Genomic DNA, 19,782 nt, shown 5'->3' on the forward strand with positions numbered 1-19,782 from the left:
CGGATGAATCAGTTGCGGATCAGGTAGTCGAAGGCGCCCAGCGACGCTTTGGCGCCTTCGCCCATGGCAATGATGATCTGCTTGTAGGGCACGGTGGTGACATCGCCTGCGGCAAAGACACCGGGTACCGAGGTCATGCCGTGGGCGTCGACGATGATTTCGCCACGCGGTGACATCTCGATGGGAGAGCCCTTCAGCCACTCGGTATTGGGCACCAGGCCGATCTGCACGAAGATACCTTCCAGAGCGATGTTCTTGACTTCGTCGGTCTGGCGGTCCTTGTAGGTCAGGCCGTTGACCCGGCTGCCATCACCGGTCACTTCGTTGGTTTGTGCGTTCAGCACGATATCCACGTTGGGCAGGCTCTTGAGCTTCTTCTGCAGTACGGCGTCGGCGCGCATTTCACCCATGAACTCCACCAGGGTCACGTGGCCGACGATACCCGCCAGGTCGATGGCCGCTTCGACGCCTGAATTACCGCCACCAATGACCGCGACACGCTTGCCCTTGAACAGCGGGCCATCGCAGTGGGGGCAGTAGGCCACACCTTTGTTGCGATACTGCTGCTCGCCGGGCACGTTCATTTCCCGCCAGCGGGCGCCTGTGGCCAGTACCAGGGTCTTGCTCTTCAGTTTGGCACCGGATTCGAAGGTCACTTCGTGCAGGCCACCTTCGGTTTCTGCTGCTTTGAAAGAGGTGGCACGCTGCAGGTTCATCACGTCCACTTCGTACTGCTTGACGTGCTCTTCCAGGGCGCTGACCAGCTTGGGACCTTCGGTATGGGTCACCGAGATGAAGTTCTCGATCCCCATGGTGTCGGCCACCTGACCACCGAAGCGTTCGGCGGCAACGCCGGTATTGATGCCCTTGCGCGCAGAGTAGATGGCCGCTGACGCGCCCGCCGGGCCGCCGCCGATGACCAGCGTGTCGAAGGCTGCCTTGTCGCTCAGCTTTTTGGCTTCACGCTCGGCTGCGCCGGTATCCACCTTGGCCAGAATCTGCTCCAGCGTCATGCGACCCTGGTCGAAGGGCTTACCGTTGAGGTAGATGCTGGGCACCGACATGATTTCGCGGGCCTCGACTTCCTCCTGGAACAGGGCACCGTCGATGGCGACGTGGCGCACCTTGGGGTTGAAGATGGCCATCAGGTTGAGTGCCTGGACGACGTCCGGGCAGTTCTGGCAGGAGAGCGAGTAGTAGGTCTCGAACAGCATCTCGCCGTCCAGCGCCTTGATTTGATCGAGCTGCTCTTGCGACGTTTTGGGCGGGTGTCCACCGACCTGCAGCAACGCCAGTACCAGCGACGTGAATTCGTGGCCCATGGGAATGCCCGCAAACACGACGCCTGTCTCTTCTCCGGCACGGTTTAGGGCAAAGGAGGGCTTGCGCGCATCCTGGCCGTCGGTTTTGAGGGTGATCTGAGTGCTCAGGCTGCTGATGTCTTCCAGCAGGCCCAGCAGCTCACGCGACTTGGCACCGTCATCGAGGGACGCAACGATCTCGAAGGGCTGAGTCACTTTTTCCAGATACGCTTTCAACTGATTCTTTAAATTGGCGTCCAGCATGACAGTGGTTCCTCGTAGTCAGCAGTAGAACGTTCTCGACCAGGCACGCCAGCCTTGGTGTAGTAAGGGACAAGCGTGTGGGAAAACAGGGATGCGTTAACAGGGTGCTGAAAAAAAGACACCCGGGGCATGCCCGGGTGTGGTGCTGCCGACCGACACGAGTCGAGTCGGCAACGGTAGGCGTCAGATCTTGCCTACGAGGTCCAGAGACGGGGCCAGAGTCTCTTCGCCTTCTTTCCATTTGGCCGGGCATACTTCGTTCGGGTTGGCGCGAACGTACTGGGCAGCCTTGACCTTGCGCAGCAGCTCTTCGGCGTTACGGCCGATGTTGCCAGCGTTGATTTCGACGATCTGGATCTTGCCGTCGGGGTCGACAACGAAAGTGCCGCGCTCGGCCAGACCGGCTTCTTCGATCAGCACTTCGAAGTTGCGAGAAATCTGCAGGGTCGGGTCAGCAATCATCGGGTACTGGAGCTTGCCAATGGTCTCGGAGCTGTCGTGCCAAGCCTTGTGAGTGAAGTGGGTGTCGGTAGAGACGCTGTAGATCTCGACGCCCAGCTTCTTGAAGGCTTCGTAGTTGTCGGCCAGATCGCCAAGCTCCGTGGGGCATACGAAGGTGAAGTCGGCGGGGTAGAAGAAGAAGACAGACCACTGACCTTTCAGGTCCGCTTCAGTCACGTCTACGAACTCGCCGTTCAGGTAAGCAGTCGCTTTAAACGGTTTTACTTCGGTATTGATCAAAGACATTGAAAACATCTCCGCAGTGAGTGAATGGTAGTTGGAAAAGTTGTTGCTGATATTAGCGAACTACGACTAATAGCTAAAATTGGAAAAAATGATGCTGCCAATAGCCAGTCTCTATGTTTTGCTCGCGCCCATGGATGTGGGGTCGCCAGTGGTGTAATGCAAGAATTTTTCACTTGTACTTGCGATAGAGAGCGCTGCACCGCAAAATTCGCACGGTCAGGATAATGTCCTAAGCTGTTTCTCAGCAGCGGCAAATGAGACAAAGAGGTATCGGCGTCAGCGCTAACCGTTGCCAGGCCCGGTGCGCCTGTTCGACGGGCACTTTCAAGACAAGTGGACTTTCGAGATAAGGAGTAGCTAGATGGGGAACATCCCAAAACGTTCAGTGGCCGTTACGGCAATCGCTTTTGCCGTAGCGGCCACCGCTGCCCACGCCAATGAAGTGCGGGTATATAACTGGTCCGACTACATTGCGCCGGAAACGCTGGCGAAATTCACCGAGCGTACCGGTATCTCCGTGACCTACGATGTCTACGACAGTAACGAGATCCTCGATGCGGCGCTGTTGTCTGGCCGCTCGGGCTACGATGTCGTCGTGCCCTCCAACTACTACTTTACTCGTCAGGCCAGGGCAGGTGTGTTCCAGCCGCTCGACCACGAGCAACTGCCCAATTTCGAAAACCTCAATCCGGAGTTGATGGCCAACCTGGAAGCCATCGATGAGGGCAGCCAGTACTCCATCCCCTACATGTGGGGCACCAATGGCATTGGTTACAATGTCGAACGGGTGAAGGAGATTCTCGGCGACGATGCCCCGGTAGATAGCTGGGCACTGCTCTTCGATCCGGAAATTACCGCGGCTCTGCATGCGGCCGGTTGCGGTATCTCCATGATGGACTCGGCGGACGAAATGCTCTCGCCTGCCATTGCTTACTCGGGCGGCGACCCGTTGAGCGAGAACCTGGATGACATCGAAGCCGCTGGCCAAGTGATCGCGGCCGTGCGCAACCATGTCACTTACTTCCACTCCTCGCGCTATATTTCTGACCTGGCCAATGGCGAGATCTGTGTCGCCGCAGGCTACTCGGGAGACGTGTTCCAGGCAGCAGACCGAGCTGAAGAAGCGGGTCGCGACTTCACCATCGCTTACAGCATCCCGAAGGAAGGCGCTGCGCTGTGGTTCGACATGATGGCCGTGCCTGCCGATGCGCCTAACCCCGAGAACGCTCATGCGTTCATCAACTTTATTCTCGACCCGGAAATTGCCGCCGAGATCAGCGAGTACGTCAGCTACGCCAACCCCAACCTGGCCGCTAACGAGTTCCTGTCCGAGGAGCTGCTGAATGACCCTGCGGTTTACCCGAATGCAGACGTCATGCAGAACCTGTACGTTCAGGCGGAAAAGCCGCAGGACGTACTGCGTGCGCGTACTCGTATCTGGAACCGCGTCAAGTCTGGTCGCTAAACCGACCCTTGTCTGACAGCGAGCCGGGCAGTTGCCTGGCTCGCTGTTCGTCTTTTATCGCCCGGCTTCTCGGGCCTTTTGATGGGAGTGGCGAATGGTCACTACGCCCCTGTCGAACGACACTTCATCTTCATCGCCTGCTATTCCTCCGCCTCTGAGGCCCCAGGGAAAAGCTCCGCGCTTTGCTGAAGATATCGTGTTGGAAGTCAAACGCCTGAGCAAGCGCTTCGATGACGCGCTGGCGGTGGATGACGTGAATTTGCAGGTCAAACGCGGCGAAATCTTCGCCCTGTTAGGGGGCTCTGGGTCTGGCAAGTCGACCTTGCTGCGAATGCTGGCGGGTTTCGAGACGCCGAGCGAGGGCCGCATCCTGCTGAGTGGCGAAAACATTACCGACATGCCGCCGCACAAGCGCCCAATCAACATGATGTTTCAATCCTATGCGCTCTTTCCGCATATGACGGTGGCGCAGAACATCGCCTTCGGGTTGAAACAGGACAAGCTGCCCAAGGCGGAAATCGAGGCGCGGGTAGCCCAGATGCTGAAACTGGTGCATATGGAACGCTTTGCCAAGCGCAAGCCGCATCAGCTTTCTGGCGGCCAGCGCCAGCGGGTGGCCTTGGCGCGCTCACTGGCCAAACGGCCCAAGCTCTTGCTGCTGGACGAGCCCATGGGCGCCCTCGACAAGAAGCTGCGCACGGAAATGCAGCTGGAAGTGGTCGAGATCATCGAACAGGTAGGCGTTACCTGCATCATGGTGACTCACGATCAGGAAGAAGCCATGACCATGGCGGATCGCGTGGCGATCATGGCCGATGGCTGGATCGAGCAGGTGGGCTCTCCGGTCGATATCTACGAAAGCCCCGCTAGCCGCATGGTGGCCGAATTCGTCGGTACCGTGAACGTGTTCGAAGGGGAGATCATCGAGGACGCGGCCGACCATTGCCGCATCGCCAGCCCCTCGCTTTCAAGGCCTATCTATCTCGATCACGGGATCACTACCCAGGCGGTGGACCGTCGAGTATGGGCGGCCCTGCGCCCCGAGAAAATCTGGCTGACCCGTGAACAGCCAACCGGCGAATACAACTGGGAAGCTGGCAAGGTGGACGACATTGCCTATCTGGGGGGGTATTCGCTGTATTACGTGCGCACGGCCTCGGGCAAGCTGATCAAGGTGAGCATGGCCAACACGGAGCGTCGCGGTGATCGTCCCACCTGGGAGGATAGCGTTTACGTTTACTGGGAAGATCACAGCGCTATCGTGCTGAATCGCTGATGATTCGGTCTCTTGAAGGAGATTGCCTACCATGATGCCATCTGGCTTTACCGGCATGATCAAGCGTATGAAGCTGGGGCGGCGCGCGGTGATTGCGTTCCCGCTGGCCTGGCTGACGCTGTTCTTTTTGCTGCCGTTTGCGTTGGTGCTCAAGATCAGCCTTTCCGAAGGGGCGATTGCCATTCCTCCCTACGGGCCGCTGGTCGAGTATGCCGATCAAACCCTGAGTATCTTTCTGAATGTCGGCAACTACCTGTTCTTGCTGACCGACTCGCTGTATGTCGCGGCTTACTGGGGCTCCATCAAGACGGCATTTACCGCCACGGTGGTGTGCTTGCTGCTCGGTTATCCCATGGCCTATGCCATGGCTCGTGCCCCGGGTCGCTGGCAGTTGATTCTGCTGCTGCTGGTGATGCTGCCCTCCTGGACGTCGTTTCTGATCCGCGTGTATGCGTGGATGGGCATACTCAGCAACAATGGCCTGATCAACAATCTGCTGCTGAGCATCGGCCTCATCGACTCGCCGCTACGCATGATGAATACCCAGTTTGCGGTCGTCGTGGGCATCGTGTATGCCTACCTGCCGTTCATGGTGCTGCCGCTGTATGCCCATCTGACGCGTCTGGATACGTCGTTATTGGAAGCGGCCTCAGACCTGGGGTCGCGTAAAGTGAATACCTTCCTGAAAGTCACTTTGCCGCTTTCCATGGGGGGCATCGTGGCGGGTTCCATGCTGGTATTCATTCCTGCGGTGGGTGAGTTCGTGATCCCCGAGCTGTTGGGAGGGCCTGACACCCTGATGATCGGCAAGGTGCTTTGGGAAGAGTTCTTCCTGAATCGTGATTGGCCGGTGGCCGCGGCGTTGGCGATGGTCATGCTGTTGCTGTTGTTGATCCCGATCGTATGGTTCCACCGTTACCAGTCACGGGAGCTCGAACAATGATGACGTCCTCTCGGCGCCCCAGCTTTACCACGGTGATGCTGGTGCTTGGCCTGCTGTTTCTCTATCTGCCGATGTTCGTGCTGGTGTTCTACTCGTTCAACTCATCGCGCCTGGTGACGGTGTGGGCGGGTTTCTCGACTCATTGGTACGGCGAGCTGTTCCGTGACCGGCAGATTCTCTCGGCGGTATGGACCAGTCTCAAGATCGCCTTTTTCGCTGCCAGCATGGCGGTGTGCCTGGGCACGGTGGCCGCCTTCGTGATGACCCGCTATGGCCATTTTCGAGGCAAGACGGCACTTTCCAGCATGGTGACGGCACCACTGGTCATGCCCGAAGTGATCACCGGGCTTTCCTTGCTGCTGCTGTTCGTGCAGATGGCTCAGCTGATCGGCTGGCCCGCTGACCGGGGGATGGCGACGATATGGATTGCCCATACCACGTTTTGCAGTGCCTATGTGGCCGTGGTGGTGTCGGCGCGGCTCCGGGAACTGGATCGCTCCATCGAAGAGGCGGCCATGGACCTTGGCTCGCCGCCGGTCAAGACGTTCTTCTGCGTGACGCTGCCGGTCATTGCACCAGCACTGGCGGCAGGCTGGCTGCTGGCGTTCACGCTGTCGCTGGATGATCTGGTGATCGCCAGCTTCGTGTCAGGCCCAGGAGCCAATACGCTGCCCATGGTGGTGTTCTCCTCCGTGCGCATGGGCGTATCTCCCAAGATCAACGCGTTGGCGACGCTGATCATTCTGACCGTTTCGTTGGCGACGCTGCTGGCGTGGTACTTCATGCGCCGCAGCGAGGCCAAGCGGGTTGCTCAGATGCAGCAGGCTGACGCGGCCTGATCATGGCTCACAAGACGTCGTCGTCTCTACCCGTGATGACGGCGTCGAGTTCGCCTGTGAAAGGCGATACCACCACCTGCAGTCGTATCGGCGCGCAACACTGATGACAGTCTTCCCAGGTATCATGGCTGCCCTGTGACGTGTCGATCACGAAGGTCAGCGGCGTGTCGCAGTAAGGGCAATAAAAGTCGTGAGGAACCAGCGCGTCGTCATGCATGGCGGTTGCCCTGCCAGGTGAAAAAAGGATATCCAGTGTAACAGCCCTGCCTGGGGCGGGCACAAGCGGAACGAATCAGGTAGGATATGAGCGGGTTTGCCCAATTAACCTAGTGAGAAAAAACGATGATGAAACGTCACATGGCAGTAGCGGCCTTATTGGCCTTCCCGATGGTCGCTCTGGCGGAAACACCGAACGTGACGCCTGGCGAATGGGAGTTCGTCAGCGTAACCAGTATCAGCGGTGACATGCAGATTCCCGATCAGACCGAAACCGAGCGTCAGTGCATCACTCAAGAAGAGCTGGATGGCGCAGAGTTTGGCTTCATCGAAGAAGAAGAGGGCTGCGAGCTGCAGCATCAAGACATGAATGCCGATGGCCTCTCGTACAGCATGGTATGTCGTGCTGAAGGCGGCGAAGCCAATATCGACGGTGAAATGCGCTTCATGGGTGAGCGTATCGAAGGCAGCGTGGATATCTTCACCCAGTCACCCATGGGCGAATTGACCATGAACACCGTGATCGAAGGCGAGCGCATCGGCGACTGCGAGTAATCGCGTACAGTGCGTTAGCGATCTTCAAGCGCAGTCTTCAACAGCACTCTTTAACAACCAGGGCGCCTTTTGGCGCCCTGGTTGTCTGTCTGCTCGGTAGAAGAGGTTGCTTAGCGCTCGGGCGTAGCCAGCGGTTCGTGGTCGGCCTCCGGCGCATTGGCAATTTCTTCTTCCAGCTGTCGCTTCACGGCGCCAGGGGAGCCTGAGTAGCGTGCCAGCAAATCGTAGGCCACGGGTACCACGAACAGCGTAAACACCGTGGCCGCGCCTACACCCGCCATGATCACCGTGCCAATCACCAGGCGAGACTCTGCGCCAGGGCCGCTGGAGATGATCAGCGGGATCGCCCCGGCCATGGTGGTGACTGCCGTCATCAGAATGGGCCGCAGGCGGGTGACCGATGCTTCGATCAGGGCCGAACGAAAGGCTTGCCCCTCATCGCGCAGCTGGTTGGCGAACTCGACGATCAGTATGCCATTCTTGGCCGCCAATCCTATCAGCAGCACCAGCCCCACCTGACTGTAGATATTCAATGACTGGCCGGTCATCAGCAGGGCCAGCAGGGCACCGCTCATGGCCAGCGGCACCGTCAGCATGATCACGAAGGGGTGAATCAGGCTCTCGAACTGGGCGGCAAGCACCAGGAATACCACCACGGCGCCAAGCACCAGCAGAAAGGTCGTCGCCCCACTGGCCTGCTGGAAGTCTCGAGAGGGGCCTGCCAGATTGGTCTGCACTTCTTCTGGCAGAATGGTATTCGCGGTGTCTTGCAGGTAGGCCAGCGCTTCACCCAGGGGGTAGCCATCGGCCAAGTTGGCCTCGATGGTAATGGCGCGCACGCGGTCGAAGCGGTTGAGCGTGCTGGCACCCGCGAAGTCAGAGAGCGTCACCAGGCTGGCCAGCGGAATCAGTTCACCGGACCGCGCGGAGCGTACCTGGATGTTGTCCAGCGCTCGCGGGCTATTCTGGCGGCCACGGTCGCCTTCCAGAATCACATCGTACTCTTCGCCGTCATCCACGTAACGGGTCACGTTGCGCCCACCGAGCAGCACCTCCAGCGTCCGGCCTATTTCCGTGACGGTGACCCCCAGCGCGGCGGCCCGTTCGTAGTTGATGTCGACCCTGAGCTGCGGCTGGGTTTCGTTGTAGTTGCTCTCAACGGCGGTCAGGCGCGGGTTGTGCTCGCGAATATGGTTGACCAGCGTATCCCGCCAGCTGGCCAGCTCCTCGTAAGTGCCACCCCCCAACACGAACTGGACCGGTTTCTGGGTGCGTTGACCAAACCCCTGGCGCATGACCGGGAAGGCCTGGACTCCAGGCAGGGATCCCAGAGTTTGACGCACGTCTGCCATGATCTCCCAGGCGCTGCGACGGCTGCCCCAGTCGGCCATGTTGACGATGATGAAGCCGCTGTTGAAGTTTTCGATATTGCCGAACCCCCGCGGTGCCCTTACTACCACGCGCTCCAGCTCACCGCTATCGACGAAGGGTGTCAGGCGTGCTTCGATCTCATCCATGTAATCCATCATGTAATCGAAGGTGGCGCCTTCGGGCCCGTTGACCAGCACGATGAAGTTGCCCCGGTCTTCTTGAGGTGTGTACTCGCTGGGCAGTGCCGAGGCCAGCCAGGCAGTGCCCGCCACCAGAAGCGCAAACAAGGCCACCACTACCCATTTGAATGCCAGCACGACTTCCAGCGCACGCTGGTAACGTTTCCGAGCACCGTCCAGCAGCCACTGCACCCCTTGACCTATGCGGCTATCGTGCATCCCCGGCTTGAGGATCTTGGAAGCCATCATGGGGGTCAGGGTCAGGGCCAGCAGCGTGGAGACGACCACCGCGGCGGCCATGGTCAGTGCAAATTCGGAAAACAGTCGGCCGATATCGCCCTGCAGCATACTCAGGGGTACGAATACGGCTACCAGCACGAGGGTAGTGGCAATGACCGCAAAAGCGATCTGTCGAGTGCCGCGGAAGGCCGCCACCAGCGGCGTTTCACCGTAATCGTGCATGCGGCGGTTGATGTTTTCCAACACCACGATGGCGTCATCGACGATCAGGCCAATGGCCAGTACCAGCGCCAGCAGCGTCAACAGGTTGATCGAGAAATTCATGGCAGCCAGCGCGGTGAAGGCGCCAATCACGGCGATGGGGACGGTCACGGCAGGCACGATGGTAGTTCGCAGGTTGCCCAGGAACAGGAAAATCACGATGACTACCAGGCCCATGGCGATGAACAGCGTCATGACCACCTGGTCGATGGCACCCGACACGAACACCGAGGCGTCGTAGTTGAGCGTCAATGACATGCCCTCGGGCAGGGTGCCTTGCAAGCGCTCCAGCTCCTGCTGCACCGCTTCGGAAAGCTCCACCACGTTGGCGGTGGACTGCATGATCATGCCTAGCCCCACCATGGGCACGCCGTTGGCACGAAACACCGAACGGTCTTCCACCGAGCCCACTTCCACTCGGGCCACATCGGCCAGACGAATCAGGTACCCGTTGCTGCCCTGGGTAACCGCTAGCCGCTGAAAGTCATCGGCGGTGGCAAAGTTGCGCGGCAGCCGTACGATGAACTGGCGATCATCGGACTCGATGGAGCCGGCGGGCAGCTCGACGTTTTCGGCGCGCAGGGCATCCTCGATATCACCCACGGTGAGGCCTCGTGCTGCCAGCGCGTTGCGGTCCAGCCAGACACGCATGGCATAGTCGCGGCCACCGCCCACGCGCACCCTGGCTACCCCCGGCTGCACCGACAGGCTGTCTACCAGAAAACGGTTGGCGTAGTCGGTGAGCTCGGTGATCGAGTAGTCCGCCCCTGAGAGACTCAGCCAGATGACGATTTCATCGCTGCTGTCGGCCTTGGTGACTTCAGGATTGTCGGCATCATCGGGAAGGTTGCGCAAGGCACCCGATATGCGGTCGCGCACATCGTTGGCCGCCGCGTCGATATCCATGCTGATGGCAAACTCGATCTGGATGCGCGATCGTCCATCTTCGCTCTGGGAGGTAATCAGCTCGATACCTTCTACCCCGGCGATACGATCTTCCAGCACCTGGGTAATGCGGGTTTCGACCACGCTGGCCGAAGCACCGGGGTAACGTGTATCGATGCTGACGACCGGTGGGTCGACCGTGGGATACTCCTGCAGCGGCAGGCGATTCAGCGCCAGCAGGCCGAAGGCCACGATCAGCGCGGCGATGACCATGGCCAGCACCGGACGCTGTACGGAGATGTCGGATAAGCGCATCAGCGGTCAGCCTCCAGCAGGGTACGGATGCTGGTCTCTTCATCGGTGATGCCCAGTAAACGTACCTGCTGGCCATCTCGTGCCAGCTGCAGACCGTGTACTGCCACCAGCTCGCCATCTGCCACGCCTTCGAGCACTTCCACTTCGCCACTGCGACGCTCACCCAAGGCGACCTCTCGGCGCTCCAGGCGATGCTCTCCTTCCTCCTCGTGAATGACCATCACGAAATGGCGATTGCCGCTCGGCTCGATAGCGGCTTCCGGCAGTACCAACGTATTGCGCACGCGTTGCTGCACGACCACCTCCATCAACATGCCGGGGCGCAGGCGCAGCTCTGGGTTGGCCAGCTCGGCCCGCACACTGATACTGCGAGACACCGGGTCGATACGGGTACCAATACTGGCGATTTCACCGCGGAAGACATCATCCGGGTAGGCGGCGGTGGTCGCGCTCAGCGCCAGCCCTGCCGACAGGCGGCCCAGAAACACTTCCGGTACGGTAAAATCCAGTTTCATGATATCCAGCTTGTCGAGGGTCACCAGCTCCATGCCCGGGGTCACCAGTGCGCCAGCGCTGACATTACGAAAGCCGACGCGACCACTGAACGGTGCCACTACCCGGTAGTTGGCCAGGCGTGCCTCTAACGCCTGGACATCGGCTTCTGCCTGCCTCAGCCGCGCTTGGGTATCTTCCAGTTCGGCGCGGGGGGCCAAGTTGCGTTCCTGAAGTTGAGACGTTCTGCCCACCGCATTACGGCGCTCATCGGTGATCGCCCGTGCTGCCCTCAGCAGCGCCTGTTCCTCGGCATCTTCAAGGCGTATCAGCAGCTCGCCCTGTTCGACCTGGGCACCATCTTCGAAGGTGATTTCGGCAATGGTATCGGTCACGGTGGCTGACAGCGTGACGCTCTCGTCGGCACGCAGGGTGCCCAGGGCTTCTAATGGGTCGGACCAGGCGGTGGCCGTGGCGTAGTGACCGATCACGGGTGGCGGGGTTTGTGCTATGGCGTATGGCGGCAAGGCGGCCAGCAGCAGACAGCAGAAGAGGCGTTTGTAAACAAGCATTGGCGTCTCAACGTAAACAGAGGTGACCTGCATTATCCTGAAATCGACTGCCGTGATAAGGGCAAACGGCAAGATAACGGAATGAAAAGATATTTGTTGTACATTATATGTACATCTATTTTGGGTTTGTAAAGTGCTGAGCAGCCTCACTGCTGCTAAGATAGTCAGCTTTTCATGTAGGGCTTCCAAGATGGTTTACGACGTCGTCGTCATTGGCGCAGGTGCCGCCGGGTTGATGTGTGCGGCTCAAGCAGGTTATGCAGGGCGGCGCGTGCTGGTGGTTGACCATGCCAATAAACCGGGCAAGAAAATCCTCATGTCGGGAGGAGGCCGCTGTAACTTTACCAACCTTGATGCCTCACCAAGCCATTTTTATTCGGAAAATCCTTATTTTTGCATTTCTGCGTTGAAACGTTACCGTCCAGAACATTTTGTATCTCTGGTGGAGCGCCATGGCGTGGAGTATGTGGAAAAAGCGCCGGGGCAACTTTTTTGTGCCGACTCCGCCAAGGAGATCGTGAGAGTCCTGCTGACCGAATGTGAATGGGCCGGTGTCGAACTGGCATTGAAGACGTCCATTTCCAAGGTGGAGCGCCTGGGCGAGGGAATGCAGTTGACTACTTCGATGGGCACCATCAGCTGTGGCGTGTTGGTAGTGGCCACGGGGGGGCTCTCCATCCCCACCATGGGGGCTTCGGGCTTTGGTTACGAACTCGCCCGACAATTTGGTCTTGAGGTGTTGCCTACCCGGCCTGGGTTGGTGCCCTTCACGCTCAGTGATGTCTGGAAAGCGCGTGCTGAAACGCTGTCAGGGCTCAGCGTGCCGGTATCGGTCAGCTGTGGTCAAGGGCGCTTCAATGAGCCCATGCTGTTTACCCATCGGGGGCTGTCGGGGCCGGCGATGCTCCAGATTTCGAGCGTCTGGCAGCCCGGTAGCGCCATTACGATTGATTTATTGCCGGGTGAGGAGGTGGCGGCTTCGCTGCGTCATGCGCGTGAGCAAACTCCCAAGCGCATGCTGTCTACCTGGCTGGGCGAGCGTTTTCCCAAACGTCTGGCACAGGCGATAATGGAGTGGTACCCCGAGCACGCCACCGCCATGCCATTGGCACAGTACAGCAACGAGGCGATCGACTGCTGGGCACAGTACCTCAATGAGTGGCAGGTGAAACCGGCGGGCACAGAGGGTTGGCGTACGGCAGAGGTGACCATGGGCGGGATCAGTACCGAGGCCATTTCGTCGAAGAATTTTGAAGTACGAGGCTTACCCCAGCTGCGTTTCATTGGCGAAGTGCTGGATGTCACTGGCCAGTTGGGTGGTTACAACTTCCAGTGGGCCTGGGCGAGTGGCGTCGCCTGTGGCCAAGCGTGTTGATCACCATTGAAAAAGCCGCCTGATGCAAGGCATCCGACGGCTTTGAACAGGCAAACGCCTCGTCAGCTGGCGACTTTGGCCAGCAGTTTCAGCTTGCGAAGCAGCATATAGCCTGCCAATGCGCGTTTGCCGACGGCCATGGCGCCACCAGGATGGCGAACCAGCCGCAGGGCAGCGAGCCCGCCCACGACGTACAGCGGTAAGCGCAGGCTTCGCCAGTGCCGATCGAGCGGCGCGGAAGTGCGTTGCAACGTATCGCTGCTCACCAGTATATCGATACGCTGCTGCTCCAGCTCGGCCAGTAACGCCGCCTTGCGTTGCTGGCGACTCAACGGCTTGTCTGTGGTCTTAACGTCGACGGTCGGTGAGTTCTTCATCATTGGCCTCCAGCAGGGCGCGATCGGCTGCCAGCTGTTTCAAGGTTTCCTTGAGCAGCGAGTGCCGCTTTACCTGACGTATGGCAATCACTGCCAGCAGCAGACTGAGTGCCATCAGTACGCCAGCACTCACGCCAATGGCCGTCAGCCGATAGGTATCCCAGAACAGAACGACTACCAGCGCCGTCAGTGTGGCAACGCCCAACAGCAGCAGCAGCAAACTGGCGCCAGCCAACAGCAGTAGTACCAATAAACGAGCGCGCTCTTCCTCCAATTCCAACACCGCCAAACGCAGGCGGGTTTCACCGTTGGCTAACAGTGACCTCAACAAGCGTTTGGCGGCAGAAAAGACGCGTTGGGTTGGCCCCAATGCCATTAGCGACGACCGAGCAGCATACCTACCACCAGGCCAGCTGCGGCACCGATACCGATGCTGGTCCAGGGGTTCTCATGTACATAGCGGTCGCAGCAATCGGCTTGCTGAGCCAGTGACTCGCGGGTGTCTTCATAGATGCGCTCGCCGCGGGCTTCCAGGCGGGCACGAGTATCCTTCAAACGACGTTCGGCACGCTCACGCAGGTCGCGCATTTCACCGCTGGCATCTTTCGATGTGGCGTTCATCAGCTCTTCGACCGTCTCGCTGAGATGGCGCAGGTCTTCTTTCAGCTGGTCGGCACGTGCGGAGGCGTCTGTGTTACGTTTAGCCATGATGTCTTCCTTTGACGAATGAATGAGTGACAGCTTCAGCATAGCAGCCGTCACTCCATAGACAACCCCAAAGTTTAGTGGTTCCGCATCAACGGTTCAGGCCCGTGGCGCTGAACAGCGGGTTGAGGCTGAAGCCAAGACTCAGGCGATGCACGCGGTTGTCGTAATCGATCATGCTTTCGCCGTACCCGTAATAATACTGTACGTGTGCTCGCACCCCATTGAAGGCTGGCCAGCTGTAATCGATCTGAGTACCCAGGTTGCCGGGGCTAGGATTGCCACGCAGCTGTCCGGCGACTTCGTGATTGTTGTCCAGGCGCTTGGCCAGACGAATATCCCCATACCCCATGTAACGCTCGATATCCGGGTTGTCGTCGTCACCGTCGGACTCCGGCACGCGCCAGTGGGGTGCCAGGGTCAGTGCCCAGTCGCCGCGCTGCAGCGTGCTTTCCAGATAAACGCGGTTCCAGCTCCGTGACAGCGGGTCCGAGCGGCCATTGGATTGATGGTTGAAGGCGATACGATTGCGCGTATTCACCCAGCCCAAGGCGCTCCAGGCGTTATCGAAATCGATGAACACCTCGGGCTCGTAGTTGGTTTCCCGGAAAGGGGAAGAGGCATCAGTGTTATAGGCCTGCCACCAGCTTCGTTGGGTATAGGCGAAATAGACGTCGCCAATGTCGCCAAACACGTCTTCGGCCAGGTTGAACTTGGCACTGAACTGAAACTTCACTTCGTTGTTGTTGGGGCCTGAAGCATCGGTCACTTCACGAAAGTTGTTGGAGTCCTGATTGGTGTTGTAGCTCACGGGAAACAGGTAATTGGTGCGATGCGTCGTGATGGAGAACGGGTTCCGCGACGACTGCTGTTCCAGCTGGCGGCGTTCGGACAGGTCCTCCAGGGCCACTTCTTCTGGCAGCGGCGTCGGTGGAATACCCTGGGCGGCAGCCTCGGGTGCGTCAATTTGCTGCAGCTGCTGGCGGAGCTGATAGAGCTCGGTATTCAAGGCGCGAATACGCGCTTCGATATCGCCACGCGTCTCGGCCATGGCCGACTGTGTGGCCAAGGCAACCAGCAGGCCTGTGAACATCAGGGGTCGGATAACCATTGATATGGCTCGCAATGAAAAGTAGATAAATGTTAGCGACGTTCTATACAGGCGGATGAGGTAAGTCAACTGCCAATATTCTCGTGCCGGGCTGGATTGCGCCGCCGGGCCTTACGATTGACAATGATGCCTTGCCCGATGATACGGGTCGACCAGTCAATGAGGCTTCTATACGTGGTGAAGAATGCCATGAAGGCGGTGAGCGGCGCGCTAGGAATATTGCTGTGTGTCGTGTTGTTGTGCGTGTCGCCCATGGGGTGGGCAGAAGATGGTGAGCGGGCGCCTTCTGAAAGCGCCCTGAACGAGCGATTGGCTGCGCTCGAGTCCCAGGAAGGGGAGCTTACCGCCGCACAGCAGCGTGAGCAGGCGGCCCTGAGTGCCGCGTTGCAAGCCTATGAGCGGCTTACGGCGCTGGAAGAGCGCCAACGGGCGCTGGAGCAGCGTGTCAGCCAGGCCCCTGAGCAGCTGCTGCAACTCGAACGAGAGCTGCGAGAAGCCGAGGAAGAGAGCCAACAGCTCTCCGTGGATAGCCTCAGCGACATGCCGCTGGAAGCCTTGGAGGCGCAGCAGGGCAGCGCGGTGATCGAGCTCCAGCAGTTGCAGAGCCAGTTGGCCGAAGTCAACTCACAGCTGTTGGCTGCGCAAACCTTGCCCGAACGTGCCCAGCAGGCCATCTCCGAAGCCCTGCAGCGGGCCGAGACCTTGCGCCGCGAGCACGACACCCGCGAAGCGCTGTTGGCCGACCGCCAGCTCTCGGCTCGCGAGGATGCACAGCTGATTCAGTGGCGTCTGGAACGCTCCCTGGCCGAGCAGGAAGTCTCCCTCAATCAACGTGAGCTCAGTGCCAACAGCCGACTGCGGGAACTGGCTCAGCAGCGGCGTGAGCTATTGGCTTTGCAGATCGATCATCAGGAGCAGCGGCTTAACCTGCTGCAAGGGGTCATCGATCGCCAGCGGCGCTTGCAGTCCGAGCAGGCGATTGCCGATGCCGCGCGGGATGACCCGCTGATCGCCGAAGGGCATCCGGTAGTGCTGCGCGCCCAGCAGATGAACCAGACCTTGAGTCTCGAGCTACTGCGGGCCACTGACCGCGCCAACAGCATCGTGCGCGAGAATATCGAAGCCCAGCGTCAATTGGAGCTGGTGCGTCAGTTGCAGCGTAGTCTCAATGAGCAGTTGGAAGCCATTCGCGGCAGCCAGCTGCTATCGCGGATACTCCGTGAGCAGCGTCAATCGCTGCCGGTAATCGTGCCGCGCCGGGACCTGCAGGATGAAATTGCCGACTTGCGCCTCAAGCAGTTCGATCTGATACGTCAACGTGATCAGCTGCGCCAGGGGGAGCGATTGGCCACCCAGCGGCTGCAGGAAGCGGGTGTCGAGGTGACGCCTGGGTTGGTGGACTCCCTGACGCGGCTTTATCAATCTCGCCGTGAGCTGGTGGAGCAGCTCGAGCAGTCCTATGGCAGCCTGTTGAGCGCCGCCATCGAGCTTCAGCTGAACCAGCAACAGCTCTTGACCACCACCCACGACCTGCGCGCCACCATCGATGAACAGCTCTTCTGGGTAGCCAACAGTCGTCCGCTGGACCTCAACTGGGTGCGCCAGTTACCCAATTACCTGCAGCAGGAGTGGCAGCAGGGCGAATGGCGAGCCGTGCTGCCCAACCGCTGGCAGGGCCTTGGCTGGGACATGCTGGTCGGTGCGCCGCTACTGCTGCTGAGCCTGACCTTGCTGGGGCTGCGCTCTCGTATCAAGGCCGCCTTGGCGCGGCTGCACTCGCAAATAGGTCGTCTGAAGAGTGATACGCAGCTGCATACGCCCAAAGCGGTTCTGATGAATGCGCTGCTGGCGCTGCCAGGCCCGCTGGCGCTGGCGGGCGCGGGCGTTGCCCTGCGGACGGCAGAAGGTGCCCTGGCGATGGGGCTGGCACCGGCCTTGCTGCAATTGAGCCTGAGCTGGGGTGTGGTCGCGCTGGGGCGCCGCCTGCTGGTGCCCGATGGCGTTGCTGAGCGTCATTTTACCTGGGCGCCTGCCTACAATGCGCGGCTACGTCAACTGCTGGGGGGCCTGGGCATAGCGCTGGTGCCTGTGGTGGGGATCGCGGCCATGTCAGAGCAGATGGAAACCCCGCTGGCCATGCGTCCGGTAGCCATGGGGCTATTCATGCTGGGGCTGTTGGCCATGGCGTGGTGGTTGATGCAGCTGATTCTGGCTCACGTGCCGATTTTTGGGGTTCGGCTGTTCCGGTTGGTCCTGGGACTGGCCATGGCCAGCGTGCCGCTGGTCATGCTGGGGCTGGTGGCCTGGGGGTATGAATACACGGCGCTGCGGCTGGTGGCACGTTTTGCGATGACGCTTTACCTGTTGGGGCTGTGGGTCGTGGTGGAAGCCACGGTGGTTCGCAGCCTGGCAGTGGCCGCTCGCCGCTTGGCGTATCGCCGAGCCCTGGCGCGGCGGCGAGCCCAGGTACAGGAGGGGGCCGAGGGCGGGCTGGAAGTGGTCGAAGAGCCACCCCTGGACATGGAGAAGATCAACACCCAGTCGCTGCGGCTCTCCAAGCTCATTCTGCTGATCGGGTTCAGCCTGCTGCTTTATCTGGTCTGGTCGGACCTGCTGGCGGTGTTGGGGTATCTGGATCAGGTGGCGCTGTGGGATGCCGATGAAGGCGACCTGGTGGACAATTCGCTTTCGCTCTCTGATTTTTTCACGGCCTTGCTGGTGGTCGCCATCACCTTCATCATGGCGCGCAACCTGCCAGGGTTGCTCGAAGTCATGGTGCTGTCGCGGCTAGCCCTGAAACAGGGCAGCGCCTACGCCATCAGCTCGCTGCTCTCTTATACCATCGTGGGGACGGGAGTCGTCATGTCGCTGGCCACCCTGGGGGTCTCCTGGGACAAGCTGCAGTGGCTGGTGGCCGCGTTGAGCGTGGGGCTGGGTTTTGGTTTGCAGGAGATCTTTGCCAACTTCATCTCTGGCCTGATCATTCTGTTCGAGCGCCCGATTCGGATTGGCGACACCATCACGCTGGGCAACCTGCATGGCACCGTCAGCCGTATCCGCATCCGTGCCACCACGGTGACCGACTTCGATCGCAAGGAGATCATCATACCCAACAAGACGTTCGTCACCGACCAGTTGATCAACTGGTCGCTGTCGGACAATGTCACCCGGGTGGTGCTGACCTATGGCGTGGCGCACGGCTCTGATTTGCCGTTGGTGCATCAGCTGCTGCGCCAGGCCGCCGATGAAAACCCACGCGTGCTGGCGGACCCGGAGCCTCAGGTGTTCTACCTCAACTATGGCCCGCACAGCCTGAATTTCGAGCTGCGCATCTTCGTCAACGACTTGCTGGACCGGCTGTTTGCAGCCGACGAAGTGAACTGCCGTGTGGATGAGCTGTTCCGCGAAGCGGGCGTGCGGGTGGCCTTCGAGCAGATGGACGTATGGCTTCACCGAGATCAGGGGGAGTCGGTGAAAGTACAGACCCGCAAGCCGCTGCCTCCTGAAAACCTGGGCTAAGGCGTCTATTTGCAGGCCAGCATGAGAAATTCCCGATTGCCGTCCCCGCCGGTGATCGGGCTCTCCTGCCAGTGGGCGATGCGCAAACCGCAGGCCTGGCAGGCCATACGTATCTTGTGCTCCACCTCGCTGTAGCGGGCTGGATCGCGCACCACGCCGCGCTTGTCCAGCGCGCTGGGCTCCAGCTCGAACTGCGGTTTGACCAGAGAGATAAGCTGGCCCTGGGCCGGTAGCAGGGCGGCGATTTCCGGCAGGATCAGCGTTTGGGAGATAAACGACACGTCCATGATGGCCATCTCGATGGGAAATGCTTGCAGTACCTCCCGCAAGGCGGCCGAGGTGCTCATGTGGCGTGCGTTCAAGCCTTCCAGGCACACTACCCGCGGGTCCTGGCGCAGCGCTTCGGCCAACTGGTCATGGCCTACCTCGACACCCACCACATGGCGGGCACCGTAGCGTAGGGCACAGTCGGTAAAACCACCGGTGGACTGACCCACATCCAGCACCCCCTTGCCCTCCAGCCGCATACCCAGCGTGGAGAGCGCCCCCTCGAGTTTGAGCCCGGCCCGGGAGGCGTAGCGCTCCTCGGGGTCTTCCTCGACGCGCAGTGATGTGTCGGCGGGCCACTTTTCGGAAGGCTTGGTGAGCGGGGTGCCGTCGGCCAAGAAGACACGCCCGTTCTTGATGAGGCGCTGGGCGCGGGTGCGTGAGCTGGCCAGCGCCTGGCTGACCAGCAGTTGATCGAGTCGTATCATGGCGGGGTATCAGGATCTT

The 19,782-nt window shown here is 59.9% G+C and carries 17 protein-coding genes; 7 read left to right on the forward strand and 10 right to left on the reverse strand.

The genetic code is table 11. From position 1 onward, the window contains the following. Positions 1-8: 8 nt before the first annotated feature. Together ahpF and ahpC are read right to left on the reverse strand one after the other, a co-directional pair. Positions 9-1,565: an alkyl hydroperoxide reductase subunit F gene (ahpF, locus tag FEU76_RS13775; protein WP_096922653.1), complete on the reverse strand. Its 1,557-nt coding sequence runs from the start codon at positions 1,563-1,565 to the stop codon at positions 9-11. A gap of 183 nt (positions 1,566-1,748) precedes the next feature. Beyond that, positions 1,749-2,312, reverse strand: coding sequence for an alkyl hydroperoxide reductase subunit C (gene ahpC / locus FEU76_RS13780; RefSeq protein WP_026001768.1), 564 nt, complete (start codon positions 2,310-2,312; stop codon positions 1,749-1,751). A gap of 361 nt (positions 2,313-2,673) precedes the next feature. On the opposite strand from ahpC, the gene FEU76_RS13785 reads away from it, so the two are divergent. The 4 genes from FEU76_RS13785 (at position 2,674) to FEU76_RS13800 (ending at position 6,835) form a co-directional block, all read left to right on the forward strand. Then, on the forward strand, positions 2,674-3,777 hold the full coding sequence (locus FEU76_RS13785) for a polyamine ABC transporter substrate-binding protein (RefSeq protein WP_039181048.1): 1,104 nt from the start codon (positions 2,674-2,676) through the stop codon (positions 3,775-3,777). 94 nt (positions 3,778-3,871) lie between these two features. Beyond that, complete coding sequence (locus FEU76_RS13790) at positions 3,872-5,053, forward strand: ABC transporter ATP-binding protein (RefSeq protein WP_039181047.1); 1,182 nt, start codon at positions 3,872-3,874, stop codon at positions 5,051-5,053. A gap of 31 nt (positions 5,054-5,084) precedes the next feature. Beyond that, entirely contained in the window at positions 5,085-5,996 is a 912-nt protein-coding gene (locus tag FEU76_RS13795) for an ABC transporter permease subunit (protein ID WP_039181044.1), read from the forward strand. Further along, positions 5,993-6,835: an ABC transporter permease subunit gene (locus tag FEU76_RS13800; RefSeq protein ID WP_186299150.1), complete on the forward strand. Its 843-nt coding sequence runs from the start codon at positions 5,993-5,995 to the stop codon at positions 6,833-6,835. The genes FEU76_RS13795 and FEU76_RS13800 overlap by 4 nt, the downstream gene beginning before the upstream one ends. A 7-nt stretch (positions 6,836-6,842) precedes the next feature. On the opposite strand, the gene FEU76_RS13805 is transcribed toward FEU76_RS13800, so the two are convergent. Next, positions 6,843-7,052, reverse strand: a complete 210-nt coding sequence (locus tag FEU76_RS13805) for a CPXCG motif-containing cysteine-rich protein (RefSeq protein WP_039181041.1) — start codon at positions 7,050-7,052, stop codon at positions 6,843-6,845. A gap of 125 nt (positions 7,053-7,177) precedes the next feature. Here FEU76_RS13805 and FEU76_RS13810 point away from each other — a divergent pair, with 125 nt between their 5' ends. After that, entirely contained in the window at positions 7,178-7,606 is a 429-nt protein-coding gene (locus FEU76_RS13810) for a DUF3617 domain-containing protein (RefSeq protein ID WP_016914416.1), read from the forward strand. A 110-nt stretch (positions 7,607-7,716) separates the two neighbouring features. On the opposite strand, the gene FEU76_RS13815 is transcribed toward FEU76_RS13810, so the two are convergent. Together FEU76_RS13815 and FEU76_RS13820 are read right to left on the reverse strand one after the other, a co-directional pair. Continuing rightward, on the reverse strand, positions 7,717-10,857 hold the full coding sequence (locus tag FEU76_RS13815; protein WP_144983756.1) for an efflux RND transporter permease subunit: 3,141 nt from the start codon (positions 10,855-10,857) through the stop codon (positions 7,717-7,719). Then, complete coding sequence (locus FEU76_RS13820) at positions 10,857-11,921, reverse strand: efflux RND transporter periplasmic adaptor subunit (RefSeq protein ID WP_039181036.1); 1,065 nt, start codon at positions 11,919-11,921, stop codon at positions 10,857-10,859. The genes FEU76_RS13815 and FEU76_RS13820 overlap by 1 nt, the downstream gene beginning before the upstream one ends. 190 nt (positions 11,922-12,111) lie before the next feature. On the opposite strand from FEU76_RS13820, the gene FEU76_RS13825 reads away from it, so the two are divergent. Next, positions 12,112-13,296 (forward strand): NAD(P)/FAD-dependent oxidoreductase, encoded by a 1,185-nt coding sequence (locus tag FEU76_RS13825; RefSeq protein WP_144983759.1) that lies wholly within the window; start codon positions 12,112-12,114, stop codon positions 13,294-13,296. Positions 13,297-13,358: 62 nt separating this feature from the next. Here FEU76_RS13825 and FEU76_RS13830 read toward each other — a convergent pair whose 3' ends face one another. The 4 genes from FEU76_RS13830 to FEU76_RS13845 form a co-directional block, all read right to left on the reverse strand. Further along, the gene (locus FEU76_RS13830; RefSeq protein WP_016914412.1) at positions 13,359-13,673 is read right to left on the reverse strand and encodes a YqjK-like family protein; all 315 of its coding nucleotides are present in this window, start codon (positions 13,671-13,673) and stop codon (positions 13,359-13,361) included. Continuing rightward, positions 13,645-14,049, reverse strand: coding sequence for a phage holin family protein (locus FEU76_RS13835; RefSeq protein ID WP_144983762.1), 405 nt, complete (start codon positions 14,047-14,049; stop codon positions 13,645-13,647). Before FEU76_RS13835 ends, FEU76_RS13830 begins: the two co-directional genes overlap by 29 nt. Beyond that, positions 14,049-14,381: a DUF883 family protein gene (locus FEU76_RS13840; RefSeq protein WP_016914410.1), complete on the reverse strand. Its 333-nt coding sequence runs from the start codon at positions 14,379-14,381 to the stop codon at positions 14,049-14,051. The genes FEU76_RS13835 and FEU76_RS13840 overlap by 1 nt, the downstream gene beginning before the upstream one ends. Positions 14,382-14,469: 88 nt before the next feature. Further along, the gene (locus FEU76_RS13845; RefSeq protein ID WP_144983765.1) at positions 14,470-15,489 is read right to left on the reverse strand and encodes a phospholipase A; all 1,020 of its coding nucleotides are present in this window, start codon (positions 15,487-15,489) and stop codon (positions 14,470-14,472) included. Between the two features lie 174 nt (positions 15,490-15,663). On the opposite strand from FEU76_RS13845, the gene mscK reads away from it, so the two are divergent. Continuing rightward, positions 15,664-19,008 carry a mechanosensitive channel MscK gene (gene mscK, locus FEU76_RS13850; protein WP_096922658.1) on the forward strand — a complete coding sequence of 1,115 codons (3,345 nt, stop codon included), beginning with the start codon at positions 15,664-15,666 and terminating at the stop codon, positions 19,006-19,008. 5 nt (positions 19,009-19,013) lie between these two features. On the opposite strand, the gene FEU76_RS13855 is transcribed toward mscK, so the two are convergent. After that, entirely contained in the window at positions 19,014-19,763 is a 750-nt protein-coding gene (locus FEU76_RS13855) for a TlyA family RNA methyltransferase (protein WP_039181021.1), read from the reverse strand. Positions 19,764-19,782: the final 19 nt, after the last annotated feature.

Origin of the sequence: Halomonas sp. C22, assembly GCF_007655045.1 — a bacterium.
Classification (GTDB): Bacteria; Pseudomonadota; Gammaproteobacteria; order Pseudomonadales; family Halomonadaceae; genus Vreelandella; species Vreelandella hamiltonii.